The sequence below is a fragment of the Roseateles sp. P4_D2 genome, from assembly GCF_056401875.1.
Genome location: NZ_JBFUIM010000005.1, coordinates 129822 through 154244 on the forward strand (window position 1 = coordinate 129822; position 24423 = coordinate 154244).

A 24423-nucleotide genomic window follows, 5' to 3' on the forward strand; every position below is an offset into this window, starting at 1 on the left:
CATGTTTCAACAGCTCGGCGTGATCGGATGCGGCCTGATGGGTGGCAGCTTCGCGCTGGCGATGAAAAAAGCCGGCCTGGTCAAACGCGTCGTCGGCTACAGCAAGTCGCCGTCCACGACGGAGCAGGCCAAGAAGCTGGGCGTCATCGACGTGGCCGCCGAATCGGCGCTGCTGGCGGTGTCAGGTTCGGACATCGTGCTGATCGCGGTACCCGTGTCGGCCACCGAGAGCACGCTCAAGGCCATCCGCCACCTCGTCAATCCAGGTGTCCTGTTCATGGACGTCGGCTCGACCAAATGCGACGTCATCGAGGCCGCGCGCCGTGCCCTGGGTGACCGCTCTTCCAGCTTCGTGCCCTGCCATCCGATTGCCGGCAAGGAGTCAGGCGGTGTCCAGCATGCCGAGGCGAATCTCTACGAAGGCCGCCAGGTCATCCTGACGCCCCAGCCCTTCACCAATCCGCAATTGGTGCAACGCGCCACCGATGTTTGGTCCGCGCTGGGCGCCACGGTGCTGAAGATGCGGCCGCACAACCATGACGCGGCCTTCGCCGCGGTCAGCCACCTGCCGCATCTGCTGGCCTTTGCCTATTTCCAGGCCATCGCCGAGCAGCCGGCCGCGCGCGACTACCTGAGCCTGGCCGGCCCAGGCTTTCGCGACTTCACCCGCATCGCCGCCGGTGAGCCGTCCGTGTGGCGCGACATCCTGCTGGCCAACAAGCACGAGGTGCTGGCCCAGTCCAAGCGTTTTCGCACCATGCTGGATCAGCTCGAAGCGCTGATCGAATCCGGTGACGCGCCGGCCCTGGAAGCCGCGCTGCGTCCCATCTCCGAAGGCCGTTCAGCCTGGGGCAATCCGCCCCCTGCCCCTCCTCCCGGCCGACCAGCCGGCAAGTGATGTTCAAGATCCCCTTTCTCGACCTGCCGCCCCTGCGCGGCGCCGCAGGCACCGTGCGCCTGCCCGGTTCCAAGAGCATTTCCAACCGCGTGCTGCTGCTGGCAGCCTTGAGCGAAGGCAAGACCGTCGTGCGCGACCTGCTGGCGTCCGACGACACGGCCGTCATGCTCGATGCGCTGCGGGCGCTCGGCTGCGGCGTCTGGAACGAAGGCGAGGCCGTCGTCATCGACGGCCTGGGTGGCCGCCTTCGCGCCAAGGACGCCAAACTCTTTCTCGGCAACGCCGGCACCGCCATGCGACCGTTGACCGCAGCGCTCGCTCTGCTGGCCGCGACGCAGGGGGCGAGCTTCGAGGTGTCCGGCGTGGCGCGCATGCATGAGCGCCCCATCGGCGATCTCGTCAACGCGCTGCGCGGCCTGGGCTGCGAGATCGACGACCTCGGCAATGCAGGCTACCCGCCGCTGCGCCTGCGCGGCCCGTCCCAGCTCGCGCTGGACACGCCGGTGCGCGTGCGCGGTGACGTGTCCAGCCAGTTCCTCACGGCCCTGCTGCTGGCCCTGCCGCTGGTGGCCGAGCGCGACATTCGCATCGAGGTCATCGGCGAGCTGATCTCCAAGCCCTATATCGAGATCACGCTGGCCCTGCTGGAGCGTTTTGGCATCGCGGTGAAGCGTGAAGGCTGGGAGGCTTTCATCATCCCGGCCGGAAGCCGCTATCGCTCGCCCGGCGAGGTCTTCGTCGAGGGCGATGCGTCCTCGGCGTCCTATTTCGTCGGCCTCGGCGCCATCGCCGCGATCGATACGCCGATCCGCATCGAAGGTGTCGGCAGCGAATCCCTGCAGGGCGATGTGCGTTTCATCGAGGCCGCTGCCGCCATGGGTGCGCAGGTCAAGGCCGGGCCCAACTGGCTGGAAGTCCGCCGCGGCGCCTGGCCGCTGAAGGGCATCACGCTGGACTGCAACCACATCCCCGACGCGGCGATGACGTTGACAGTGATGGCGCTTTATGCCGACGGCCCGACCACGCTGACCAATATCGCCAGCTGGCGCGTCAAGGAGACCGATCGCATTGCTGCCATGGCCGCCGAGCTGCGCAAGCTGGGTGCCACGGTCGACGAAGGGCCGGACTGGATCCGGGTTGAACCGCTGCAGGACTGGAAGGCCGCGGCCATCCACACCTACGACGATCACCGCGTCGCCATGTGTTTCTCGCTGGCCGCCTTCAACGGCCTTGTCAGCGCGCAGGCCGTGCCGGTGCGCATCCTCGAGCCGCACTGCGTCGCCAAGACCTTCCCGGACTACTTCGAGACGCTGTTCGGCGTCGTGATGACCAACGCTGCCGACATTCCGGTCGTCACCATCGACGGCCCGACCGCCTCCGGCAAGGGCACGCTGGCCGATGAGGTGGGCAAGGCGCTCGGCTTTGGCGTGCTTGATTCCGGTGCGCTCTACCGCGTCGCGGGCCTGGCCGCGCGCCGCGCCGGCTTGAACCTGGATGACGGCGACGCCGTCGCCGCCATCGTGCCGACGCTGCAACTGCGGTTCGGCGATGGCCATGTCTTCCTGGGCCAGGAAGACGTCAGTGCCCGGCTGCGAGCCGAAGCGACCGGCCTGCTGGCCTCACAGGTCGCCGTCCATCCTCAGGTGCGCAAGGCCCTGCATCAGTTGCAACTCGACTTCCGCCGCCTGCCTGGTCTCGTCGCCGACGGCCGCGACATGGGCACAGCCATCTTCCCTGACGCCTCCCTCAAGGTATTCCTCACCGCCAGCGCCGCGACGCGCGCTGAGCGAAGGCATAAGCAGTTGATTTCCAAAGGAATTTCGGCTAATATTGACAGCTTGCGCGAAGATCTGGAGGCGCGGGACGAACGGGACAAGAACCGCTCAGCCTCGCCACTGGAACCCGCGCAGGACGCGCAGCTGCTCGACAACTCGGCGCTGACCATCGAAGCCTCGGTGGATCAGGTGCTGGATTGGTGGCAACAGCGCAGGCCTTTTTGACGCGCCTCGTTACGCACGAGGTGCCAGAGAAGGTCCAGGCTTGAGACGCCACGGCCCGCGGCCCTTCCCTCCGAACGTCAGTTCACTGAGGGTCGCGATGTCAACAACTTAACCCGCAGCTTGTCTGCACGCCGCGTCCGGGGTTCCCCGGCGCATCAGGATCCATCACATGTCCCAAACCCAAACCGCCCAAGCCTCCGGCATGGAATCCTTTGCCGCCATGTTCGAGGAGTCGCTGCAGCGCTCCGACATGCGCGCTGGCGAAGTGATCTCGGCCGAAGTCGTTCGTGTCGAACACAACTTCGTCGTCGTCAACGCAGGCCTCAAGTCCGAAGCCTACGTGCCCATCGAAGAGTTCAAGAACGACCAGGGCGAACTGGAAGTCCAGGTCGGCGACTTCGTCTCCGTCGCCATCGACGCCATCGAAAACGGCTACGGCGACACCATCCTGTCGCGCGACAAGGCCAAGCGCCTGGCCTCGTGGCTGAGCCTGGAAACGGCCCTGGAGTCCGGCGACTTCGTGACCGGCACCGTCTCCGGCAAGGTCAAGGGCGGCCTGACCGTCCTGGTCAACGGCATCCGCGCCTTCCTGCCCGGCTCGCTGCTGGACACCCGCCCGGTGAAGGACATGAGCCCGTTCGAGGGCAAGACCATGGAATTCAAGGTCATCAAGCTCGACCGCAAGCGCAACAACGTTGTGCTGTCGCGTCGTGCCGTGGTCGAAGCCTCCATGGGTGAAGAGCGCGCCAAGCTGCTCGAGACGCTGTCCGAAGGCGCCATCGTCAACGGCGTGGTCAAGAACATCACCGAATACGGTGCGTTCGTCGACCTCGGCGGCATCGACGGCCTGCTGCACATCACCGACATGGCATGGCGCCGTGTCCGTCACCCGTCCGAAGTCGTGACGGTTGGCCAGGAACTGACCGCCAAGGTCCTGAAGTTCGACGCCGAGAAGAACCGCGTCTCGCTGGGCATCAAGCAGCTGGGCGACGACCCATGGTTCGGCGTTGCGCGCCGCTACCCGACCGGCACGCGCCTGTTCGGCAAGGTCACGAACATCGCCGACTACGGCGCGTTCGTCGAGATCGAGCCGGGCATCGAAGGCCTGGTGCACGTCTCCGAAATGGACTGGACCAACAAGAACATCGCCCCCAGCAAGCTGGTCTCGCTGGGCGACGAAGTCGAAGTCATGGTCCTGGAAATCGACGAAGACAAGCGTCGCATCAGCCTGGGCATGAAGCAGTGCAAGGCCAACCCGTGGGAAGAGTTCGCCGAGAACGTCAAGCGCGGCGACAAGGTCAAGGGCCCGGTCAAGTCGATCACCGACTTCGGCGTGTTCGTGGGCCTGGCGCAAGGCATCGACGGCCTGGTGCACCTGTCCGACCTGTCCTGGGACGAGACCGGCGAAACCGCCGTTCGCAACTTCAAGAAGGGCCAGGAAGTCGAAGCCGTCGTGCTGGCCGTGGACGTCGAGCGCGAGCGCATCTCGCTGGGCATCAAGCAGCTGGACAGCGATCCCTTCACCGCCTACACCACGATCAATGACCGTGGCGCATCGGTGACCGGCATCGTCAAGACCGTCGACCCGCGCGGCGCCGAGATCGAGCTGGCTGACGGTGTGATGGCCTATCTGCGCGCTTCGGAAATCTCCCGCGACCGCGTGGAAGACGCCCGCAACGTGCTGAAGGAAGGCGACGAAGTCACCGCCGTCGTCGTCAACATCGACCGCAAGACCCGCAACATCCAGCTGTCCATCAAGGCCAAGGACAACGCCGACAACCAGGAAGCCATGACGCGCCTGAGCCAGTCGAGCGAGCGTGAAAACGCCGGCACCACCAGCCTGGGCGCCCTGCTGCGCGCCAAGCTGGACAACCAGGGCAACTAAGGCCCTGTTTGACCTGCCCGGTCTCCTCGGAGGCCGGGTATGCTCCCCACAGGCTCGCCGGCCTCGCCAGCGGGCCTGTTTCAATTCCAAGACCGACAAGCTGCCTCGCTTATGACCCGCTCCGACCTCGTCGCCGTGCTCGCCGAACGATTTGGCCAATTGACCCAGCGCGACACCGAGTTCGCGGTCAAGACCATCCTCGACGCGATGAGCGACGCTCTCGCACGCGGCCACCGCATCGAGATCCGCGGCTTCGGCAGCTTCTCCATCAGCCGCCGCCCGCCGCGCGTGGGCCGCAACCCGCGCAGCGGCGAGCAGGTCATGATCCCCGAGAAACTGGCTCCTCATTTCAAGCCCGGCAAGGCGCTGCGCGAGGCTGTCGACAAGCATCTTCCTGTGACGGACGCCTGACCCCGCCTGAGTCAGAATCCCGGGCCATGCGCACCCTCGTCTGGCTCCTGCGAGCCCTGCTCTTCTTCACACTGTTCGCCTTCGCGCTGAACAACAGCCACGAAGCCGTCGTGCGCTGGTTCTTCGGCCACGAGTGGCGCGCGCCGCAGGTCATCATCGTGCTGCTGGCCTTCGGCTTCGGCGCCGCCTTTGGCGTGCTGGCCATGGTGCCCGCCTGGTGGCGCCACCGCCGCGCCGCCCAACGCGTCGAACCCCTGCCCGGCATGCCCCAACCCACACCCGAAGTCCCCGCAGCCCCTTACGCCGCCCACCAAGATGGAGTTTGATCCGCGCTGGCTGCTCTTTGTCCTGCCCGTCGTCTTCGTCCTCGGCTGGCTGGCCTCCAAGCTCGACTCCAAGCAGTGGAAGCTGGAACAGCGTGATTCGCCCAAGGCCTATTTCAAGGGTCTGAACCTGCTGCTGAACGAACAGCAGGACAAGGCCATCGATGCCTTCATCGAGGCCGTCCAGAACGACCCCGACACCTCCGAGCTGCACTTCGCCCTGGGCAGCCTGTTCCGCCGCCGCGGTGAGACCGAGCGCGCCGTGCGCGTGCACGAGCACTTGTTGCGCCGCGGCGACCTGCCCAAGACCGACCGCGATCGCGCCCAGCACGAACTGGCCCAGGACTTCTTCAAGGCCGGCCTGTTCGACCGCGCCGAGGCGGCCTATGCCGAACTGCGCGGTACCGCCTTCGAGCGTGAGGCGCGCCTGGCCCTCTTGTCGCTGTACGAGCGTTCGCGCGACTGGGCCAAGGCCGCCGAGGTTGCCGCAGAACTGGAAGCCGCAGGTACGGGCTCCTTCTCCGGTCGTATCGCGCATTACCTCTGCGAGCAGGCCCTGGTCGCCCAGTCCCAGGGGCATATCGACCTGGTGCCCTCCCTGCTTGAACAGGCGCAGCGCCGCGCGCCCGAAGCGGCCCGCGCCTATGTGCTGCAGGGCCAGATGCTGCTGAAGGCCGGCCAGGCCGAAGCCGCGCTTGCCGCCTTCACCAAGCTGCTCGCAGCCAATCCGCCGGCCTTCAACCTCGTTGCAGCCGACTGCGCCGCCGCCGCCAAGTCTCTGGGCCAGCCCGAGCGCGCCATCGCGCTGATCAGCGAGCAATACCACCGCTCGCCCAGCATGCATTTGCTGCGCGCACTGGCAGGCCTGCAGCCTGGCCCCCAACGTGAGCGCCTCGCGGCCCATCTGCGCGAGCAGCCGGCCCTGTCGGCCGCCACGGAGCTGCTCAAGCTCAATGCCGGCGCGTTGCCCGCCGACGAGGCCGCTCCCATGATCCAGACGCTGGAAAAGGCCGCCAAGCCGCTGCAGCGCTATCGCTGCGCCGCCTGCGGCTTCGAGGCCGCCCACTACTTCTGGCAATGCCCGGCCTGCCTCAACTGGGACAGCTATCCGCCGCAACCCATTGAGGAGCTTGCGTAGATGAAGCCCCTCGCCCAGCCGCACACCGCTGAACGCGGTGCGCCTGACCGGTCCCCCGGGGGGACGGCGATGCTTGCCGGATTGACCGGCAAGCACATCGCCAGCGCGGGCCGGCTTGGGAGCGGCCCGGCGCTCGGCCCGCAATGACTATGGAACAACAGAAATGAGCAGCGCAGCCGAAGACCGCTTCGTCATCTGCATGAAATGGGGCACCAAGTACGGCCCCGAGTACGTCAACCGCCTGTACGGCATGGCCGCGCGCCACCTGCGCGGCTCCTTCCGCTTCGTCTGCTTCACCGATGACGCCAACGGCATCCGCTCCGAGGTCGAAAGCCTGCCGCTGCCCGAGACGCACGCCAGCCAAGGCAAGCGCGATGGCGGCTGGAAAAAGCTCGGCACCTACCAGGCCGACCTCTTCGGCCTGAAGGGTACGGCCCTGTTCCTGGACCTGGACGTCGTCATCGTCGGCGACCTGACCGAATTCTTCGCTGTGCCCGGCGACTTCCTCATCATCAAGGACTGGAAGCGCCCCTGGCGCGTGACGGGCAACTCCTCGGTCTACCGTTTCCGCATCGGCGCCCACGCCGACGTGCTGGCCCACTTCATCGCTCACCAGGACGAGGTGCGCGCCAAGTACCGCAACGAGCAGGAATATCTCAGCCATTTCCTGCACGACCAGGGCAAGCTGGGCTACTGGCCCACGGACTGGTGTGCCAGCTACAAGTACCACTGCCTGCCGATGTGGCCCACCAGCTTCTGGCGCGACCCCTTCATTCCGGCCGGCGCGCGCGTGCTGGTCTTCCACGGCGTGATGAACCCACCCGATGCGCTGGTCGGCCGCTCGGAAGGCAACTGGCGTCACGCCCGCCCGGCAAAGTGGATCGCCGATCATTGGCGTGAATGAGGCCAGGGGCATGGACAACCGCATCGTCACTGTCGACAGTCGCGACTGGACCTCGCCCAGGCATGGTCTTGTGCCCGACCTGGAAGCCGGTCGGGTGCTGTTCTTCCCCGAGCTGCGCTTCGAGCTGACTTCAGAAGAAGCCGGGCTGCTGCGCCCCGACGTGCGTGACGAGAAGGCACGCAACATCAGCCTGCGCCTTGACGGCGTGCTCGCTGGCGCCGCCGTGCAGGGCGAAGAGCGGGCAAGGCTGGCAGCCATGATCGGGCGTTTCCGCGCCCGCGCCTGCTCGCTGATCGACGCAATCGCGCCAACCTACAAGCCGGCGCTGCGCCTGGCACCCACGAGCTATCGGCCCATGCAGGTCGAGTCGCGCGTGCAGTCCTGGCGCGCTGATGACCGCCGCCTGCATGTGGACGCCTTCCCCTCGCGCCCCAACCGCGGCGAGCGCATTCTGCGTGTGTTCACCAACCTCAACCCCAACGGCGAGCCGCGCGTCTGGCGCGTCGGCGAGGCCTTCGAGGACATCGCCCGGCGCTTCGTGCCACGCGCCAAGCCTTATGTGGCCTGGCAGGCCAAGGCCCTGAAGGCGCTGCACGTGACCAAGTCGCTGCGCACCGAATACGACCACCTGATGCTGCAGTTGCACGACGGCATGAAGGGCGACCTGGACTACCAGCGCAGCAGCCCGCAGGTCGAGATGCCCTTCCCGCCTGGCTCGACCTGGGTCTGCTATTCCGACCAGACGTCGCATGCGGTCATGTCCGGCCAGTTCATGATGGAACAGACCCTGCACTTGCCGGCCGAGGCCCAGGTGGACCGCACGGCCAGCCCCCTCGCCATCCTTGAGCGCCAGCTAGACCGCCGGCTGACCTGAATGCCCTGGTTGTCCACGGGCATCGTCCTCATCGTCGCCGGCCTGTTCCTGCGCGAACTGGCCACCGTGCTGAGGGCCCGCGTACCGACGCAGACCCGCGCCATCATGGTGGGCGACAACGCGCCGCTCTGCCAGGACGAGATTCCCAGGATCATCTGGACCTACTGGCAGCCCAGCCCGGCGCCGGCCTTCATCCAGGACTGCCTGGCCAACTGGCGCCGCTTCGCGCCCGACCACCAACTGCGCCTGCTGGACCGCACCAGCGTCTCGCAATGGCTGCCCGCGCTGCGAACCGATTTCGACGAGATGCCGCCCCACCGCCAGGCCGACTGGCTGCGCGTCCAGCTGCTGGCGCGGCACGGCGGTGTCTGGATGGACGCCTCCATGCTGCTGAGCCGCGACTTGGGCTGGCTGCACGAGACGCGCCGGCGCCGCGCCGCGGACTATGTCGGCTTCTACATCGACCGCTACACAACCCGGCCTGAGCTGCCCATCATCGAGAACTGGCTGATGGCTTCGGTGCCTGGCGGGGCTTTCGTGACCGCGCTGGCTGCCGCCTTCGACCGGGCGCTGGACGAAGGCGCCGAGGCGCTGCTGCCGCGCCTGCAGACCGATGGCCGGCATGCACGCGTCGTCCAGGCGCTGCCCGATGACCTCCAGCGCCATCGATTGATGCAGATTGCAGCAACGGAGCTGCTGGACTGCGAGCCCCAGCTCGCTCGTCTCGTGCTGCTGCGCGCCGAGGACGGCCCTCTCGCCTGGCAGGCCGGCGTCGGCTGGCGTCATCGCCACTTGTACGCTCGCTTGGCCCTGGTGCCCTGCCCGCGCGTGCTGCCCGCCGTGCTCAAGCTGCGCAGCGCTGACCGTGCCATCGTCGAGCGCAACTGGCGCCGCGGCCTCGTGTCGCCCTTCAGCGCCCTGGTCCAGCTCATGGACCGCAGCAAGTAAAGCCACCTCGGCTGCAGACCTGCCTGGCTTCGTCGAAGCCCTTGCTCGCCGCAACTGCGGCCCCGGCCGCGAGCACATGGCGGCCCGCCGCGCACCCCCAAACTCCCATCACTCTCGATATTAGGGTCCGCGCGAAGCATGGAAGAGCCACAGCAAGTCATCAAATGACAAAGAGCCCCAACGTAAGCTGCTGAAAGCCGGTCATGATCCACGCGTCAATCAGTTAGAAAGACCATATATTTCAAGGCCGGCAAATCAGATAAATCACTTATACACAAGGGCAAGATGAAAAAACTGTCATTCACCAAATGCATGATTGCGGCAGCGGCGCTCGTCGGTTCCGCCAGCAGCATGGCTCAAGGCCTGAGCCCGTTTGTCGGCCAATGGAATCAGTTCTACGCCAGCCTGAACGGCAACGCAGAATATATTGACAAGCATTCGATCCAGGGTTACGCCTTCAACGCCTTCTATCACAACTGCGGCGGCAGCGCATACCAGGACTGGGCAACAAACAACGGCCAGTCCCAGTATCTGGTCCAGATGTCCACTGGCGGATACATGACTGGGCTGCACGTCATCAACAATGAGCTGCTGTGCGCCAAGGGTGCATCGTCCGCCATCCCTGCCTTCATGGAGTCCAGCACCGTGCGGCAAGGGATGCTCGCCTGCCCGTTGGGCACCATCATGACCGGCCTCCATGTCCAGAACAACAAGATCTGGTGCGCGTCACCGGCCAGCGGCCGGATCCTGCATACCTGGGCCGAAACCGTCGACTATTCAACCGGCCGCCCCGGCACATCAGCTGCACATATGCACGCATGCCCGCCAAAGTGGGTCATGACCGGCGTCCATGTTGGCAACAACGCCTTCCTTTGCACGCCGTATGAAGGCCCGGGCATTGATCCGTGGAGCGCCGCGCCGGTGGCTGATCCCAGCGTTGGCCCGGCCGCGTCCGGCGGTGGCGGTGGCGGTGGTGGTGGCGGCGGCGGTGGTGGCGGGCAGCAGCAGTACTGATATTCCGCTTCAGCACAGCCGTTGAACTGCAGGGTGTGCCAGCCAATCCACTGGCGCACCCAACCAGTTCCAAATTGGAATCGCTTGGCAGGAGTTCCATCCAGGAATATTAATCTCCAGGTTTGATTCGAGCATCTTCGGGAGTTGCAGCCATTGTCTTTGGAGAATGGCTGCAACTCCCGATCTGCATGAGGACTCTCGCGTCCCGTCACCACGCCCTTTGGCCGCGTGCCCCGCCTGTGCGCGAGTGCACCGCCCCTCCAGCGCGGGTCAGTCGGCTGGCACCACCGCCCCATCACCGATACTTGAAACCATCGGTCTGCAAGCGGGTGAGAGCCCCGGTCTCCTCATGAGTTCCCTGTTTCTGCGCAATCTCGATGAACACCTGCAACTGATGCAACTCCTGGGAGCGCTGGACCCACAAGTGCAGCAGGCCGGCCAACGGCTCGCCGACGCGCTGAGGGCCGGCGGCAAGATCATGTTCTGCGGCAACGGCGGCTCGGCCGCGGACAGCCAGCACCTGGCCTCCGAGCTGACGGGCCGCTTCATCAAGGACCGCCGCCCGCTCGCCGGCCTGGCGCTGACGACCGACAGCTCGGCGCTGACCTGCATCGGCAACGATTACAGCTTTGACGATGTGTTCATCCGCCAGGTGCAGGGCCTCGGCCGCGCCGGCGATGCGCTGATCGGCATCTCAACCTCTGGCAACTCCGCCAACGTGCTGCGCGCCGTCGAGGCCGCCAAGGCCATGGGCATCTACACGCTGGGCCTGCTGGGCCGTGACGGCGGCAAGCTGGGCGCGCTGTGCGACGACAGCATCATCGTGCCGCACGGCATCACCGCCCGCATCCAGGAGGCGCACCTGCTGATCGGCCACACGCTGTGCGGCCTGATCGAGGCCAACCTGGGCGTGGGCCAATGAGCGCCCTGCCCTCGCGTGAACTGCTCGCCTCCCGCCGCATCCTCGTCGTCGGCGACGTCATGCTGGACCGCTACTGGCACGGCGCCGTCGAACGCATCTCGCCCGAGGCGCCCGTGCCCGTCGTGCGCATCGAACGCGAGGAGGAGCGCCTGGGTGGCGCCGCCAACGTCGCGCTCAACATCCGCACGCTGGGCGCGCGGGCCACGCTGCTGACCGTCGTCGGCCAGGACGAACCGGCCCGCCGCCTGCGCGAACTGCTGCACGAGCGCGACATCGAAACCGTGCTGCGCGAGGACAAGCAGCTCTACACCATCGTCAAGCTGCGCATCATTGGCCGCGCCCAGCAGTTGCTGCGCGTGGACTTCGAGAACGAGCCCGACCACGAGGCGCTGGGCGAGATGCTTGAGGCCTTCGCCGAGCAGTTGCCCCGACACGACGTCGTGCTGTTCTCCGACTATGGCAAGGGCGGCCTCACGCACATCCCGCGCATGATCGAAATGGCCCGCGCCGCGGGCAAGCCCGTGCTGGTCGACCCCAAGGGCAGCGACTACCAGCGCTACGCCGGCGCCAGCGTCATCACGCCCAACCGGGGCGAACTGGCCCAGGTCGCGGGCGCCTGGCGCGGCGAGGAAGAGCTGCGCGCCAAGGTCGAGACGCTGCGCGCCGACATCGACGTCGGCGCCGTGCTGCTGACGCGCTCGGAAGAAGGCATGACGCTGTTCGAAGCCAGCGGCGTCACTCACGAGCCGGCACGCGCCCGCGAGGTGTTCGACGTGACCGGCGCAGGCGACACCGTCATCGCGACGCTGGCCGTGATGACCAGCGCCGGCGTGCCGCTGCCCGAAGCCATGCGCCTGGCCAACAAAGCCGGCGGCATCGTCGTCGGCAAGTTCGGCACAGCGACGGTGAGCTACGACGAGCTGGCGGCATGAGCATGCTGGAAGACAAGCTCATCGACGCCGCCGCGCTGGGCGACGCCGCGCTGGCGGCGCGGCTGGCCACGCTGGGCCGACCCATGGTGTTCACCAACGGCGTGTTCGATGTGCTGCACCGCGGCCACGTGGCCTACCTGCATGCGGCGCGCGAGCAAGGGGCGAGCCTCGTCGTGGCCGTCAACTCCGACGTCTCAGCGCGTGGCCTCGGCAAGGGGCCGGACCGGCCGCTGAACCGCGACGTCGACCGCGCCCTGGTGCTGGCTGGCCTGACGTCGGTCGACGCGGTGCTGTTCTTCGACGAGCCCACGCCTTGCGCACTGCTGGCGCGCGTGCGCCCGCAGCTCTACGTGAAGGGCGGCGACTACGACATGGAAGCGCTGGAAGAGACGCGCCTCGTGCGTTCGTGGGGGGGCGATGCGCGCGCCATTCCCTTCGTCGACGGCTACTCGACGACCGCCCTGGTCAACCGCATCCGCGCGCAGGGCCGATGAGCGCGCGCCGCCCCGCCGCCTTCCTCGACCGCGACGGCGTCATCAACATCGACCACGGCTACGTCTGCCGCTGGGAGGACTTCAGCTTCGTGCCCGGCGCGTTGGATGGCCTGCGCCGCCTGCAGGCTGCCGGTTACGCCCTCGTCATCGTGACCAACCAGTCGGGCGTGGCGCGCGGCTACTACGACGAAGCGGCGGTGCAGCATCTGCACGACGCGCTGCGGGAGCACCTGGCGCAACAGGGCATCACGCTGGCCGCCATCGAGTACTGCCCCCACCTGCCCGACGCGCAGTTGCCTCGCTACGCGCTCGACTGCGACTGCCGCAAGCCCGCGCCCGGCATGATCCTGCGCAGCGCCGAAGCGCTGGACATCGACCTCGCCGGCTCGCTGATGTTCGGCGACAAGCCATCGGACGTCGAAGCTGGCCGGGCGGCAGGTGTCGGGCGCCGCGTTCTTCTCGCGAAGAACGGGCAGCCGACCCCGTCGGCCGTGGACTACCTCGACCTCCCGCAGGCGCTGGACGCACTGGGCATCGCCTGACATGAGCCGCCCGCCCGTCTTCGCGATCGAGGCCACCAACCTGACCGACGAACGCGGCACCGGCATCGGCCGCTACACGCGCCAGCTCATCGAAGCCTTGTCGGCGCTGCAGGTGCCACCGCAGGACGAATTCGAGCTGCTGCAGCTGTGCAAGCGCTCGCGCTGGCAGCTGCGCGACCGGCTGGCCCAGGGGCCCCGGCTGTCCAGCCGCTGCTGGTGGGGCCCGGTCTGGCCGCTGCCGCGCCCGGCTTGTGCCTTGCTGCATGTGCCCGACGAACGCCAGCCGCCCTGGCGCGTGCCCACCGTCGCGACCGTGCACGACCTCTACGCGGCGCTGAACATCAACTACACCGACGAGAAGAAGCGCCAGCGCAAGCTGCGCCACTACGAACATCTGCGCGACAGCTGCGTGCGGCTGGTGTGCGTCAGCGAGAACACGCGGCAGGACTTCCTGCGCCTGGTCGGCGGTGATCCGGCGCGGCTCAAGGTCGTCCATCCGGGCGTCGCACCCGAGTTCCGGCCGCACACGGCGGACGAGATTCAGGCTGTGCGCACGCGCCATGGGCTGGCGGGGCCTTATCTGCTGTTCGTCGGCTCCACGCCCAACAAGAACCTGGCACGCACCATCGAGGCCTTCGCCGCCGGGCGCTTCGACCAGGACTACACGTTGATGGTCTGCGGCGAACACTCCCGCACCCAAGGCGAGGCCCTGGCGGCACGGCTTGCCGAGCTGGGCCTGGCCTCGCGCGTGCACTTCGCAGGCTTTGTCAGCGACACGGACCTGCCCGCGCTCTACGCTGGCGCGGCGGCCTATCTCTTCCCGTCCTTGTACGAGGGCTACGGCCTGCCCATCCTGGAGGCCATGGCCTGTGGCACGCCCGTGCTGGCCAGCGACCGCGGCAGTTGCCCCGAGGCGGCGGGTGGCCACGCCGCGATCGCAGACCCGGAAGACATCGAGGCGCTGGCCGCGGGCATCGCGTCCGCGGTGGCGATGACGCCCACCCGCCGCGCAGCGGCGCTGGCCTACGCGCGCACGCGGACCTGGGAGGCCACGGCCCGCGGCACGCTGGCGGTCTGGCGGGAAGCGCTGGCGCGCTAGCCGATCACCTCTTGCACACGGGCCTCGACGTCCGCGGCGCCGATGTCCGACAGCTGCGCTGCCTGCAGCAAGTGCACATGCTCGGGGTCGTGCTCCAGCGGCGGGCGCGGGCCGAGCACGATGAAGGCATGCGTGGCCACCGCGGCCGCGATGTTGACGGCACCCGTGTCGTTGCCGATGCAGGACCGCGCCAGCGACAAGGCCGCCACGCTCTCGGCGACGCTGCTGTCGGTCATCGTAGCCACGCGCTCGCGCAATGCCGGCTCGACGCGCGCCAGGATGGCTTGTGCCAGCGCGCCTTCCGCCGGCCCGCCGAGCAGCAGGACGCCGTGGCCACGCGCGGCCAGGCGATTGGCCAGTTCGACGAAGTTGTCTTCGCCCCACTGCTTGTAGGGCTCGGACGCGCCGATGGCCAGCGCATGAAAGGGCCGCGGCAATGGCGCCAGGCGCTCGCCCATGCGCGCCAGCGCATCGGGGCGCACGCTGATGCGCGGCACGATGGGCGCGCTGCTGAAGCCCTGGGCGATGGAGAAATTCGTCGCGTCCTTGTAGCCGGCCACGGCGGGGCCGCGGTAGCGACTGATCCAGGGCGATCGGGTCAGCAGCAGGCGCTGCAGCCAGGTCTCGCCGAAGCCGAGGACGGTGCGAATGCCGGCGCGCCAGCAGACGATGATGGCGCGACCCGGATGGTCAGAAAACAGCACCATGCGGTCGAAGCGCTTGGGGGCCAGCTCGGCGCCCAGTCGCAGCAGGCCATCCAGGCCGCTGTGGCGGCCGCGGCGACGCTCGCTCTTGCGCGGGCGCCGGTCGAAATCGATGATTTCGCGCACCCAGGGTTCGTGGCCCAGCAGCTCGTGGGCCATCGTGGTGGGCGCGGCGATGAGGCTGACCTGGCCGTCGCGGCTCTGCTCGGCCACGCAGCGGAAGTACTGCGCGTGCCACACAAGATCGCCCATGCCATTGAGCTGCAGCTGCACGGCTGTTTTGGGGCGGGTGTCTGCCGGGCTCATGCGGCCTGCGCCAGCGCGATACGGGCAACGGCGCCGGGCTGGATGTCGGCCAGCCTGGGCGCGGTCAGCATGTGCAGCGTTTCGGGGTCATGCGCCAGCAGCGGACGTGGGCCCAGCATCACCCAGGTCGGCGTGCCGACCGCAGCGGCGATCTGCACGCCGCCCGTGTCGTTGCCCAGGCAGGTCCGCATCAGCGACATGGCCGCCACGGTCTCGGCGACCGTGCCGTCCGTGATGGCCAGAATGCGCGGGCGCAGGGCTGGCTCGATGCGCTGCAGGATGGTCTGCGCCATCTCGCGCTCCGCCGGGCCGGCGATCAGCAGCACCCCGTGGCCGGCGCGGGCGAGCTCGGCGGCCAGCGCGGCGAAGTTGTCGGTGCCCCACTGCTTGTAGGGCTCCGACGAGCCGATGCACAGCGCATGCATGGGCTGTGGCAGGCCCCGCACTCGCGCCTTCATGCGCTCCAGCGCTTCGGGGCGCACGACGAGGCTCGGCACGATGGGTGCATCGCACCATCCATGCGCGATGGCGAACATCGTGGCGTCCTCGTAGGTGCCGACGGCCGGGCCGGTGTAGCGCTGGATCCACGGCCCGTGCGAAAGCAGCCGGCGCTGCAGCCAGGTCGTGCCATAGCCCAGGCGCTCAGGGATCTTTGCGGTCAGCGCCACCAGGGAGCGGTTCGTGTAGTTGGTGAACAGCACGATGCGGTCGAACTGCTTCTCGCGCAGCTCCACGCCCATGCGGAACAGGCCCAGCACGCCGCGGTGACGCCCCTGGCGGCCCTCATGGCGGCGCGGGTGGCGGTCGAAGTCGATGATCTCGCGCACCCAGGGTTCATGGCCCACCAGCTGCGGCGCGAACACGGTCGGCGAGGCAATCAGCGACACCTGCCCTCCAAAACTGGTCTCGGCGACGCGTCGAAAGTACGGCACATGCCAGACCAGGTCGCCCATGCCGACCCACTGCAGCAGGACCACGGTGCGGGGTCGGGAGTCGGTGGCGGCAGGCGATGAGGGACGCGACGGCATCAGGCAGGGGGAGCGGAAAGCGGGCGAATTCTATGGGCCTGCCCACTCGCTCGGCAGGCGGCGACGCAGGCAAACCCCGCGACAATCCCGTCCCATGTCCGCCGACGCCAACGCCTCCATCGCCCGACGTCTGGGCCAATACGTCTTTCCCTATCGGTGGGGCGCGCTGCTGACCATCGTGGCCTACCTGTGTCTGGCCGGCACCGAGTGGCTGTTGCCCCAGCTGATCAGCTATGCCTTCGACGACAAGGGCTTCACCAAGGACGCTTACCCGTTGTGGATGGTGCCGGTGGTACTCATCGGGCTGTACATCGTGCGCGGTGCATCGAGCTTTGCCGGGCAATACCTCTTCCACTGGACGCAGACGCGCAGCGTGCTGGATTTCCGCACCGCACTGGTCAACTCGTTGCTGCGGCTGGATGCCCAGGTCTACACCCGCATGCAGCCCGGCACAGCGGTCACCAAGGTCGTCAACGACCCGCAGCAGATCCTGCAGCTGACGGGTGACGTGGGCATTGCGCTGTTGCGCGACGGCCTGGCCGCCATAGGCTTCGCGGTCTTGCTGTTCTACCTGAACTGGCAGCTCACGCTGATGGCGCTGGTCATCACGCCGGTGATGGCGATGGTGATGAAGAAGCTCAACCAGCGCATGCGGCAGATGTCCACGCGCTCCTACGACTCGCAGCTGGTACTGGTGAACAAGGTGGACGACATCACCCGCGCCTGGCGCGCGGTGCGCCAGTTCGGCGCGGCGGACTACGAGCGCCAGCGCTTCACAGCCGCGGCGCTGGAAGTGCGGCGCTACAACCTCAAGGCCGCCGCAGCGGGTGCGCTGGCCCAGCCCGTGTCCCAACTGGTCGCGAGCGTGGGCTTGTCGCTGATCATCTGCATGGCGCTGTGGCAGGCGCGCACTGAGGGCACCGGCGTGCAGGACTTCGCCAAGTACGTGGCGGCCCTGCTGTTGCTGCTCTCCAAGCTGCGCCACCTGTCCGACCTGGCCTCGCCGCTGACGCGTGCCAGCGTCATCGCCAAGGGCTGCTTCGAGCTGATGGACGCCCCCAAGGAGGTCGACACCGGCACGCGCGAGCTGCCTGGACCGGCGCAAGGCGACATCCAGATGGACGACGTGCGCCTGACCTATCCCGGCGCCGGCCAGCCCGCGCTGAACGGCCTCAGCCTGACCTTCGCCGCCGGCAAGACCACGGCGCTGGTCGGCGCCTCGGGCGCGGGCAAGAGTTCCATCATCCACCTGCTGCTGGGCTTCGGCCCGCCGGACGCCGGCCGCATCCTGCTGGACGGCACCGACATCGGCACGCTGACGCGGCTCTCCCTGCGCCGGCAGTTCGCGGTGGTGTCGCAGGACATCGTGCTGTTCGACGACTCCGTGGCCAACAACATCGCCTACGCCCAGCCGCGAGACGAGGCCAAACTCGAAGCCGCGCTGCGGGCCGCCCATCTGTGGGACTTCGTGCAGACGCTGCCCGAGGGCGTCGAAACCCACGTCGGCGCCAATGGAAGCAAGCTCTCTGGCGGCCAACGCCAGCGCCTCGCGATTGCCCGAGCGCTGTACAAGGACGCCCCGATCTGGATCTTCGACGAAGCCACCTCGGCGCTGGACACCGAGAGTGAGCGCGCCGTGCAACAGGCCCTGGCCGCCTGGTCGGGCCGCAAGACGCTGATCGTCATTGCCCACCGGCTGTCCACCATCCGCGATGCGGACGCCATCCACGTGCTCGGCGCCGGCAAGCTCGTCGAGACCGGCACGCACGCCGAGCTGATCGCGCGCGATGGTGCTTACGCGGCCATGGTGCGGGCACAGCTCGGCGAAGCCTGACGATGAAGCGGCGGGCCCTGCTGCTGTGGGTGGCACTTCCCGCCCTGGCTCAGAGTGAGGTCGAGGCCAACACCGCGACCCGCGCGGAACTCGAATCCCTGCCCGGCCTGGGCCCAGCCCTTGTGCAGCGCCTGCTGGCCGCGCGGCCGTTCAAGGACTGGACCGACCTGATGCGCCGTGTGCCAGGCATCAAGGCGGGAACCGCCCGCAAGCTCTCCAGCGCCGGCCTGCGCGTGGCCGGCCAAGCCTTCTCAACAGCCGGCAGCGAACCCAGCTGAGCGACTCTTGCGCAGCAGCGCCGGGTCGATCTGCGGCGCCCGCGCCGGCCAGCCGAAGAAGCGCTGCACCTCGGCGCGCTTGGCCAGCGTGTCGCTCATGCCCAGGTTGATCAATTCGTTGACGAAGCTAGGTTCGAACAGCAGATAGCTCACGAGCGCCGAGCCGCTGGTCGTCTTGCCCTTGCCGCTGACGCCGAAGGCCCGCAGCATGGCGCGCACCGAGGGCGGCAGGCTGGCCTGATGCTCGCCGGCCAGTTCGTCCAGGCGCCGGCTGGGCGCAATGACGAGCAGCTCGATGGGCCGCAGCGCCGTTGCCGCTCGCGTCTCGCGTGACAACAGGGCCAGCGTGCGGTTGATGCGGCGCAGCCGTTCGACGTCCACCGCCAGCGCATCCAGGAAGATGTTGGACAGCGCATGGCCGGCAATCTGGGCCATGCTGGGATGGGCCTCGGTGGCGGTGACGCGGCGCCCCTCGGGTTCCTTCATGCGGCCCGCGCCGATGACGAGGACGCGCTCGGCACCCAGGTGCACGGCCGGCGAGATCGGCGCGCTCTGGCGCATCGAGCCGTCGCCGAACCACTCGGCCACGCCCTCCAGCTCCAGCAGCTCGGCCGGGAAGATGAAGGGGATGGCCGAGGACGCCATCAGGTGACTCAGGCTCAGCTTGGTCTGCACCGCCATGCGCTGCTCGCGCAGCCACGGCACGACGTGGTGATGGGTCTGGAAGAAGGTGACGTGCTGGCCCGAGGTGTAGCTGGAACCGGTCAGCGCCAGCGCGCGCAGATGGCCGCCGTCCAGCATGGTCTCGATGCGCGGCATGTCGAGGTAGCGGGCCAGCAGCTCGCGCAGCGGTGAATTGTTCAGCAGGCTGCGCGGGCGGCTGCGCGTCCAGCGTGCAATGGCCCAGCCCAGGCTCAACATGCTGAGCCAGCGCGCGCCGCTCCTCACCGCCTCGAACGCGTCGGCACGGTAGATGTTCTCGACATGCAGGCCCTGCCAGAGGTGCAGCAGACCGTCGACGGCGGCGTCGAAGTCGTCCGCGTGGCAGGCCAGCGTCGACGCATTGATGGCGCCGGCCGAGGTGCCGCTGATCACGGGAAACGGGTTCTGCTGCGTCGCGCCGGCATCGCGGCGCAGCTGGGCGATGGCCGCCAGCACGCCCACCTGGTAGGCGGCACGTGCGCCGCCGCCGGTCAGGATCAACCCCGTGACCGGTGGCGTACGGTTGAGCCCCATCGACTGGGATGCGGGCTTGGGCACGGCTTGCAGCATCGGCGGGAATCATCGCCGATGCCGGGGCTCATCCAGCTTCGTAAATGACCTCAGCCGCTGTGCCCAATTTGGCTAAAGCCTCGTCCGCGGGCCAGAAACGGCTGGCCTCGCCAAGTTCCACCAGCCAGCGCGCGCCGACGCTGTCGCCATCCGGCTCGGCCTTGACCGACACGCGCACGGGCAGGCCGAGCTTGCGCTTGCCGCCCTCCTCCGTCTCGACCTCGCGCGGCGGAAAGCGCTCGACCAGCTCCTTGACCAACCCGGCGGCACCGGCATTGCCCAGCAGCAGATGCCGGCCGAACTTGGCGCGCGCCGCCGACAGGCTCCACACCGCCTGCACATTCATGCGCAGGCCGCCCGAGAAGCGGTCGTTCTGCACCTTGCCCTGGGCAATGATGAGTTCGTCCTCGGCCAGCAGTTCCTTGTTGGCGTTCAGCAGTTCCTCGTTGGCCACGGCCTCGATGGCGTCGCTCTTGTCGTCGATCTTGAAGATGGCGACGCGGCCGCGCTGGCCGTTGATGACGCGCATGTCGCTGACGATGCCGGCCACCAGCGTCGGCTCGCGGCTGTCCACCAGGTCGGCGATCTGGCGCTTGACGATGCGCCGCACCTCGGCGCCGCCGTGGTCGAACAGGTGACCCGACAGGTAGAAGCCGATGGCGGTCTTCTCCAGCGACAGGCGCTCCTTGATGCTCCATATGGGCGCGTCGACCAGATCGGGCTCGACATGCGAGGCCGCATGCGAGTCACCGAAGTCGAACAGGCCACCCTGATCGGCATTGGCCTCCTGCGTTTCGGCATGCGTGTAGCCGCGGCCGACGCTGGCGAGCAGCCGTGAGCGCTCGGGGTTGATGCTGTCGAAGGCGCCGGCCTTGATCAGCGCCTCCACCGCGCGCTTGTTGACGGCCTTGCGGTCCACGCGCAGGCAGAAGTCGTAGAAGCTCAGGAAGGGTCCGCCTGATTCGCGCGCGGCGATGATGGCCTCGATGGCGCCGCGGCCCGTGCCCTTGACGGCGCCCAGGCCGTAGTTGACGAGGCGGTTCGTCATCGGCTCGAAGCGGTAGACGCCCTTGTTGACGCAAGGCGACTGGAATTCGATGCCGAAGATCTTGGCGTCGTTGAGCAACACCTTGAGCTTGTCGGTGTCGTCCATTTCGATGGTCATATTCGCGGCGTAGAACTCGGCCGTGTAGTGCGTCTTCAGCCAGGCCGTGTGATACGACAGCAGCGCGTAGGCGGCGGCGTGCGACTTGTTGAAGCCGTAGCCCGCGAACTTTTCCATCAAGTCAAAGACTTCATCCGCCTTGGCCTGGTCGATGCCCTTCTCCGCGGCTCCCTTGCGGAAGATCTCGCGGTGCATGGCCATTTCCTCGGCCTTCTTCTTGCCCATCGCGCGGCGCAGCATGTCCGCGCCGCCGAGGCTGTAGCCGCCCAGCACCTGGGCGGCCTGCATCACCTGCTCCTGGTAGACGAAGACGCCATACGTCTCCTCCAGCACCTGGCCCAGCAGCGGGTGCGGGTACTCGATGGTCTCCTTGCCGTGCTTGCGCGCCACGAAGGAAGGGATCAGGTCCATCGGGCCGGGGCGGTACAGCGACACCAGCGCGATCAGGTCCTCGAAGCGCGAGGGCTTGGCGTCCTTCAACAGGCGCTGCATGCCGGGCGATTCAAACTGGAACACGCTCTCGGAGTAGCCCTTGCCGAAGAGGTCGAAGACTTTCTTGTCGACCAGCGGCACATTGGCCCAGTCGAAGCCGGCGCGGTCGGCGTGGCGGGCGACGATGAAGTCCTTGGCCAGCTCCAGGATGGTCAGCGTGGCCAGGCCCAGGAAGTCGAACTTCACGAGGCCGATGGCCTCGACGTCGTCCTTGTCGAACTGGCTGACGGCCGAGGTTGAGCCGGGCTGCTGGTATTGCGGGCAGAAGTCGGTGATCTTGCCCGGCGCGATCAGCACGCCGCCGGCGTGCATGCCGATGTTGCGCACCATGCCTTCGACGCGGGCGGCGAGCTTCAACAACTCGGCCACTTCCTCGTCGCTCTTCTCGCGCTCCTCGAGTTCCGGCGCCTCGTGGCGGGCGTATATGACCTTGGCCTTGTCGGGGTCGAAGTTGGGCGGCAGCTTGGCCAGCGTCACCGTCTTGCCCGGCGGCGCGGGAATGAGCTTGGCGATGCTGTCCACATGGCCGAAGCCCATGCCCAGCACGCGGCCGATGTCGCGCAGCGCGGCCTTGGCGGCCATGGTGCCGAACGTCGCGATCTGGCTGACCGCCGGGCGGCCATACTTGTCCTTGACGTAGTCGATGACGCGGTCGCGATTGCCCTGGCAGAAGTCAATGTCGAAGTCGGGCATCGAGACCCGCTCGGGGTTCAGGAAGCGCTCGAACAGCAGGTTGTACTTGAGCGGGTCCAGGTCGGTGATCAGCAGTGCATAGGCCACCAGCGAGCCCGCACCCGAGCCCCGGCCCGGGCCGACCGGGCAGCCGTTGGCCTTGGCCCAGCGGATGAAGTCCGACACGATGAGGAAGTAGCCCGGGAAGCCCATCTTGATGATGGTGTTCAGCTCGAATTCCAGCCGCTCCACATAGCGCGGCCGCTCCTTGTCGCGCTCCGCCTCGTTGGGGAAGAGGTGCTTCAGCCGCCCCACCAGCCCCTCGTGGCTCAGCTCGCGGAAATACTGCTCCATCGGCATCGGCGTGCCGTCGTCCAGCAGCGGCGTCGGGAAATTGGGCAGCTGTGGCTTGCCCAGCACCAGCGTCAGCGAGCAGCGGCGCGCGATCTCGGTGGTGTTCTGGATGGCGCTCGGGATGTCCTTGAACAGCTGGCGCATCTGCGCCTGCGTCTTGAAATACTGGCTGGGCAGGAAGCGCTTGATGCGCTTGGGGTTGGCGAGAGTCTCTCCTTCGGCCACGCAGACGCGCGCCTCATGGGCCTCGAAGTCGTCCTCGCCGAGAAACTGGATCGGGTGCGTCGCCACCACCGGCAGGCCCAGCTCCGCCGCCAGCGGCACGCTGGCCTGCACCAGCGCCTCCTGGCCGGGCAGACCGGCGCGCTGCAGCTCGATGTAGAAGCGGCCCGGGAAGACCTCGGACAGCCGCTGCGCCCATTCCCTGGCGCGCACCTTGTCGCCCTGCATCAGCGCCTGGCCCAGGCCGCCATGCTGGGCCCCGGACAGGCAGATCAGCCCGCCACCCAGCTCCGTCAGCCATTCCCATTTCAGGCATGCCTGGTTGCGCTGCACGTTATCGATCCACGCGCGTGACAGCAGCTCGCTGAGGTTCAGATAACCCTGGCTGTTCTGCACCAGCAGCAGCAGGCGCGTCGGCGGCTTGTCGGTGGCGTCGGTCTCCAGCCAGCAGTCGGCGCCGAGGATGGGCTGCACGCCCTTCTTGCGCATCGCGCTGTAGAACTTGATGCCGCCGAACAGGTTGGCCAGGTCGGTGATGGCCGCCGCCACCTGGCCATCCGCCGCGGCCGCATCGGCGGCATCGTCGGTGCGCAGGGTGCCGTCCACCACCGAATACTCGGTGTGCATGCGCAGGTGGACATAGGGCAGGTCTTGCAGGTCTTGAACAGCGGTCTCGGGCATCGCCGCATTGTAGGAAGCCCCTCCGCCGTTAAGCTGCGCGCCCATGAAACACATCGCTCTCGCGCTGGCCGCCGCCGGCCTGCTGTCCACCGCCCTTGCCGCACCCTCCAAGGCTGCCAAGCCCCCGGTCAAGGCGGCCGCGAAGAAGACCGCCCAGCAGATCCTCGCTGGCTCGCCGGCCAGCGACTGGCGCGGGCTCGATCCTGAGAACACGCTGCTGATGGAGTTGGCGTCGGGTCAGGTCATCATCGAACTGGCGCCGCGCTTTGCGCCAGCCCATGCCGCCAACATCCGCGCCCTGGCCCGCGGTGGCTACTGGGATGGCCTGGCCATCCTGCGCGTTCAGGACAACTTCGTCACCCAATGGGGCGACCCCGATGGCGAGGACGCCGCCAAGGCCAAGCCGCTGCCGGCCGGCGCCTCAGCCAAGCTGCCCGCCGAGTTCTCCGTGCCGTTGGACAAGGTCGGCAAGGAAGCCGCCTTCACCAGGCTGCCCGACGTGGAAGGCTGGGCGCCACGCACCGGCTTTGCCGAAGGCTTCCCGGTCGCTGCCGATCCCAAGGCCGGCAGGGCCTGGCTAGCCCACTGCTACGGCATGGTCGGCGCCGGGCGCAGCGACGCGATCGATTCCAGCAACGGCACCGAGCTCTATGTCGTCATCGGCCAGGCGCCGCGCGGGTTGGATCTCAACATCACCGTGGTGGGTCGCGTGCTCAAGGGCATGGAGCTGCTGTCCGGCCTGCCCCGCGGTGGGGCCGCCATGGGCTTCTACGACAAGCCCGAGCAGCGCACCGGCATCCAGCGCATCCGCCTGCTGGCCGAGGTGCCGGCCGCCGAGCGGCCCGCGCTGCAGGTGCTGCGGACCGAGTCCACCACCTGGACGCAGCTACTCGATGCCAGGCGCTTTCGCGGCGGCTGGTTCGTGCACAGCCCCGGCTATATCGACATCTGCAGCGCGTCGGTGCCGACGCGGCCCACTCCCTGAAGCCCCTCGTCCGGTTTCGCCCCGCTGAACGCGGGCGCGCCCAGCC

At 67.8% G+C, this 24423-nt stretch carries 22 protein-coding genes; 18 read left to right on the forward strand and 4 right to left on the reverse strand.

Annotated elements, in window-relative coordinates; genetic code table 11:
- The first annotated feature begins 1 nt into the window (after position 1).
- From AC1DW0_RS10690 to AC1DW0_RS10760, 15 genes are all read left to right on the forward strand, one after another.
- Complete coding sequence (locus tag AC1DW0_RS10690; RefSeq protein ID WP_056202119.1) at positions 2 to 898, forward strand: prephenate dehydrogenase; 897 nt, start codon at positions 2 to 4, stop codon at positions 896 to 898.
- Entirely contained in the window at positions 898 to 2898 is a 2001-nt protein-coding gene (locus tag AC1DW0_RS10695; protein ID WP_477945784.1) for a bifunctional 3-phosphoshikimate 1-carboxyvinyltransferase/cytidylate kinase, read from the forward strand. The genes AC1DW0_RS10690 and AC1DW0_RS10695 overlap by 1 nt, the downstream gene beginning before the upstream one ends.
- A gap of 169 nt (positions 2899 to 3067) precedes the next feature.
- A complete protein-coding gene (gene rpsA, locus AC1DW0_RS10700; protein ID WP_082532915.1) occupies positions 3068 to 4783 on the forward strand; it encodes a 30S ribosomal protein S1 in 1716 nt (571 codons plus the stop codon).
- Positions 4784 to 4894: 111 nt separating this feature from the next.
- Positions 4895 to 5194, forward strand: coding sequence for an integration host factor subunit beta (locus AC1DW0_RS10705; RefSeq protein ID WP_056202110.1), 300 nt, complete (start codon positions 4895 to 4897; stop codon positions 5192 to 5194).
- A gap of 26 nt (positions 5195 to 5220) precedes the next feature.
- A complete protein-coding gene (locus AC1DW0_RS10710) occupies positions 5221 to 5520 on the forward strand; it encodes a LapA family protein (RefSeq protein WP_056202107.1) in 300 nt (99 codons plus the stop codon).
- Complete coding sequence (lapB, locus tag AC1DW0_RS10715; protein ID WP_457390102.1) at positions 5510 to 6655, forward strand: lipopolysaccharide assembly protein LapB; 1146 nt, start codon at positions 5510 to 5512, stop codon at positions 6653 to 6655. The genes AC1DW0_RS10710 and lapB overlap by 11 nt, the downstream gene beginning before the upstream one ends.
- Positions 6656 to 6818: 163 nt before the next feature.
- Positions 6819 to 7559, forward strand: a complete 741-nt coding sequence (locus AC1DW0_RS10720) for a glycosyltransferase (protein ID WP_457324759.1) — start codon at positions 6819 to 6821, stop codon at positions 7557 to 7559.
- A gap of 10 nt (positions 7560 to 7569) precedes the next feature.
- Entirely contained in the window at positions 7570 to 8433 is an 864-nt protein-coding gene (locus tag AC1DW0_RS10725) for a Kdo hydroxylase KdoO (protein ID WP_056202097.1), read from the forward strand.
- A complete protein-coding gene (locus tag AC1DW0_RS10730; RefSeq protein WP_477945786.1) occupies positions 8434 to 9381 on the forward strand; it encodes a glycosyltransferase family 32 protein in 948 nt (315 codons plus the stop codon).
- A 285-nt stretch (positions 9382 to 9666) separates the two neighbouring features.
- Complete coding sequence (locus AC1DW0_RS10735) at positions 9667 to 10395, forward strand: hypothetical protein (protein ID WP_457324757.1); 729 nt, start codon at positions 9667 to 9669, stop codon at positions 10393 to 10395.
- Between the two features lie 349 nt (positions 10396 to 10744).
- A complete protein-coding gene (locus AC1DW0_RS10740) occupies positions 10745 to 11317 on the forward strand; it encodes a D-sedoheptulose-7-phosphate isomerase (RefSeq protein WP_477945788.1) in 573 nt (190 codons plus the stop codon).
- The gene (rfaE1, locus tag AC1DW0_RS10745; protein WP_457352792.1) at positions 11314 to 12249 is read left to right on the forward strand and encodes a D-glycero-beta-D-manno-heptose-7-phosphate kinase; all 936 of its coding nucleotides are present in this window, start codon (positions 11314 to 11316) and stop codon (positions 12247 to 12249) included. The genes AC1DW0_RS10740 and rfaE1 overlap by 4 nt, the downstream gene beginning before the upstream one ends.
- Positions 12246 to 12743: an adenylyltransferase/cytidyltransferase family protein gene (locus tag AC1DW0_RS10750; protein ID WP_477945790.1), complete on the forward strand. Its 498-nt coding sequence runs from the start codon at positions 12246 to 12248 to the stop codon at positions 12741 to 12743. The genes rfaE1 and AC1DW0_RS10750 overlap by 4 nt, the downstream gene beginning before the upstream one ends.
- Positions 12740 to 13285, forward strand: a complete 546-nt coding sequence (gmhB, locus tag AC1DW0_RS10755) for a D-glycero-beta-D-manno-heptose 1,7-bisphosphate 7-phosphatase (protein WP_457352796.1) — start codon at positions 12740 to 12742, stop codon at positions 13283 to 13285. Before AC1DW0_RS10750 ends, gmhB begins: the two co-directional genes overlap by 4 nt.
- 1 nt (position 13286) lies before the next feature.
- Positions 13287 to 14384, forward strand: a complete 1098-nt coding sequence (locus AC1DW0_RS10760; protein ID WP_477945792.1) for a glycosyltransferase family 4 protein — start codon at positions 13287 to 13289, stop codon at positions 14382 to 14384.
- On the opposite strand, the gene AC1DW0_RS10765 is transcribed toward AC1DW0_RS10760, so the two are convergent.
- Positions 14381 to 15394 carry a glycosyltransferase family 9 protein gene (locus AC1DW0_RS10765; RefSeq protein ID WP_477945794.1) on the reverse strand — a complete coding sequence of 338 codons (1014 nt, stop codon included), beginning with the start codon at positions 15392 to 15394 and terminating at the stop codon, positions 14381 to 14383. The genes AC1DW0_RS10760 and AC1DW0_RS10765 overlap by 4 nt on opposite strands.
- Complete coding sequence (locus AC1DW0_RS10770; protein WP_477945796.1) at positions 15391 to 16371, reverse strand: glycosyltransferase family 9 protein; 981 nt, start codon at positions 16369 to 16371, stop codon at positions 15391 to 15393. The genes AC1DW0_RS10765 and AC1DW0_RS10770 overlap by 4 nt, the downstream gene beginning before the upstream one ends.
- A gap of 145 nt (positions 16372 to 16516) precedes the next feature.
- On the opposite strand from AC1DW0_RS10770, the gene AC1DW0_RS10775 reads away from it, so the two are divergent.
- Both AC1DW0_RS10775 and AC1DW0_RS10780 read left to right on the forward strand, forming a co-directional pair.
- Complete coding sequence (locus AC1DW0_RS10775; protein ID WP_477945798.1) at positions 16517 to 18256, forward strand: ABC transporter ATP-binding protein; 1740 nt, start codon at positions 16517 to 16519, stop codon at positions 18254 to 18256.
- A 2-nt stretch (positions 18257 to 18258) separates the two neighbouring features.
- A complete protein-coding gene (locus AC1DW0_RS10780) occupies positions 18259 to 18534 on the forward strand; it encodes a ComEA family DNA-binding protein (RefSeq protein ID WP_477945800.1) in 276 nt (91 codons plus the stop codon).
- On the opposite strand, the gene AC1DW0_RS10785 is transcribed toward AC1DW0_RS10780, so the two are convergent.
- Together AC1DW0_RS10785 and dnaE are read right to left on the reverse strand one after the other, a co-directional pair.
- Positions 18508 to 19806, reverse strand: coding sequence for a patatin-like phospholipase family protein (locus AC1DW0_RS10785; RefSeq protein ID WP_082532913.1), 1299 nt, complete (start codon positions 19804 to 19806; stop codon positions 18508 to 18510). The two genes, AC1DW0_RS10780 and AC1DW0_RS10785, sit on opposite strands and share 27 nt — an antisense overlap.
- A gap of 28 nt (positions 19807 to 19834) precedes the next feature.
- Positions 19835 to 23392, reverse strand: coding sequence for a DNA polymerase III subunit alpha (gene dnaE, locus AC1DW0_RS10790; RefSeq protein WP_477945802.1), 3558 nt, complete (start codon positions 23390 to 23392; stop codon positions 19835 to 19837).
- Between the two features lie 43 nt (positions 23393 to 23435).
- Between dnaE and AC1DW0_RS10795 the strand changes: the two genes are divergently transcribed.
- On the forward strand, positions 23436 to 24377 hold the full coding sequence (locus AC1DW0_RS10795) for a peptidylprolyl isomerase (protein ID WP_477945804.1): 942 nt from the start codon (positions 23436 to 23438) through the stop codon (positions 24375 to 24377).
- The last annotated feature ends 46 nt before the right edge of the window (positions 24378 to 24423 follow it).

Bases quoted from the DNA above. Each gene is read 5' to 3' on its own strand.
- AC1DW0_RS10720 (WP_457324759.1), top strand. From the start codon at position 6,819: ATGAGCAGCGCAGCCGAAGACCGCTTCGTCATCTGCATGAAATGGGGC.
- AC1DW0_RS10760 (WP_477945792.1), top strand. From the start codon at position 13,287: ATGAGCCGCCCGCCCGTCTTCGCGATCGAGGCCACCAACCTGACCGAC.
- AC1DW0_RS10785 (WP_082532913.1), bottom strand. From the start codon at position 19,806: ATGCTGCAAGCCGTGCCCAAGCCCGCATCCCAGTCGATGGGGCTCAAC.
- AC1DW0_RS10775 (WP_477945798.1), top strand. From the start codon at position 16,517: ATGTCCGCCGACGCCAACGCCTCCATCGCCCGACGTCTGGGCCAATAC.
- AC1DW0_RS10735 (WP_457324757.1), top strand. From the start codon at position 9,667: ATGAAAAAACTGTCATTCACCAAATGCATGATTGCGGCAGCGGCGCTC.
- rpsA (WP_082532915.1), top strand. From the start codon at position 3,068: ATGTCCCAAACCCAAACCGCCCAAGCCTCCGGCATGGAATCCTTTGCC.
- rfaE1 (WP_457352792.1), top strand. From the start codon at position 11,314: ATGAGCGCCCTGCCCTCGCGTGAACTGCTCGCCTCCCGCCGCATCCTC.
- AC1DW0_RS10795 (WP_477945804.1), top strand. From the start codon at position 23,436: ATGAAACACATCGCTCTCGCGCTGGCCGCCGCCGGCCTGCTGTCCACC.
- AC1DW0_RS10695 (WP_477945784.1), top strand. From the start codon at position 898: ATGTTCAAGATCCCCTTTCTCGACCTGCCGCCCCTGCGCGGCGCCGCA.
- AC1DW0_RS10780 (WP_477945800.1), top strand. From the start codon at position 18,259: ATGAAGCGGCGGGCCCTGCTGCTGTGGGTGGCACTTCCCGCCCTGGCT.
- dnaE (WP_477945802.1), bottom strand. From the start codon at position 23,392: ATGCCCGAGACCGCTGTTCAAGACCTGCAAGACCTGCCCTATGTCCAC.
- AC1DW0_RS10705 (WP_056202110.1), top strand. From the start codon at position 4,895: ATGACCCGCTCCGACCTCGTCGCCGTGCTCGCCGAACGATTTGGCCAA.
- AC1DW0_RS10725 (WP_056202097.1), top strand. From the start codon at position 7,570: ATGGACAACCGCATCGTCACTGTCGACAGTCGCGACTGGACCTCGCCC.
- gmhB (WP_457352796.1), top strand. From the start codon at position 12,740: ATGAGCGCGCGCCGCCCCGCCGCCTTCCTCGACCGCGACGGCGTCATC.
- AC1DW0_RS10740 (WP_477945788.1), top strand. From the start codon at position 10,745: ATGAGTTCCCTGTTTCTGCGCAATCTCGATGAACACCTGCAACTGATG.
- AC1DW0_RS10710 (WP_056202107.1), top strand. From the start codon at position 5,221: ATGCGCACCCTCGTCTGGCTCCTGCGAGCCCTGCTCTTCTTCACACTG.
- lapB (WP_457390102.1), top strand. From the start codon at position 5,510: ATGGAGTTTGATCCGCGCTGGCTGCTCTTTGTCCTGCCCGTCGTCTTC.
- AC1DW0_RS10750 (WP_477945790.1), top strand. From the start codon at position 12,246: ATGAGCATGCTGGAAGACAAGCTCATCGACGCCGCCGCGCTGGGCGAC.
- AC1DW0_RS10730 (WP_477945786.1), top strand. From the start codon at position 8,434: ATGCCCTGGTTGTCCACGGGCATCGTCCTCATCGTCGCCGGCCTGTTC.
- AC1DW0_RS10765 (WP_477945794.1), bottom strand. From the start codon at position 15,394: ATGAGCCCGGCAGACACCCGCCCCAAAACAGCCGTGCAGCTGCAGCTC.
- AC1DW0_RS10690 (WP_056202119.1), top strand. From the start codon at position 2: ATGTTTCAACAGCTCGGCGTGATCGGATGCGGCCTGATGGGTGGCAGC.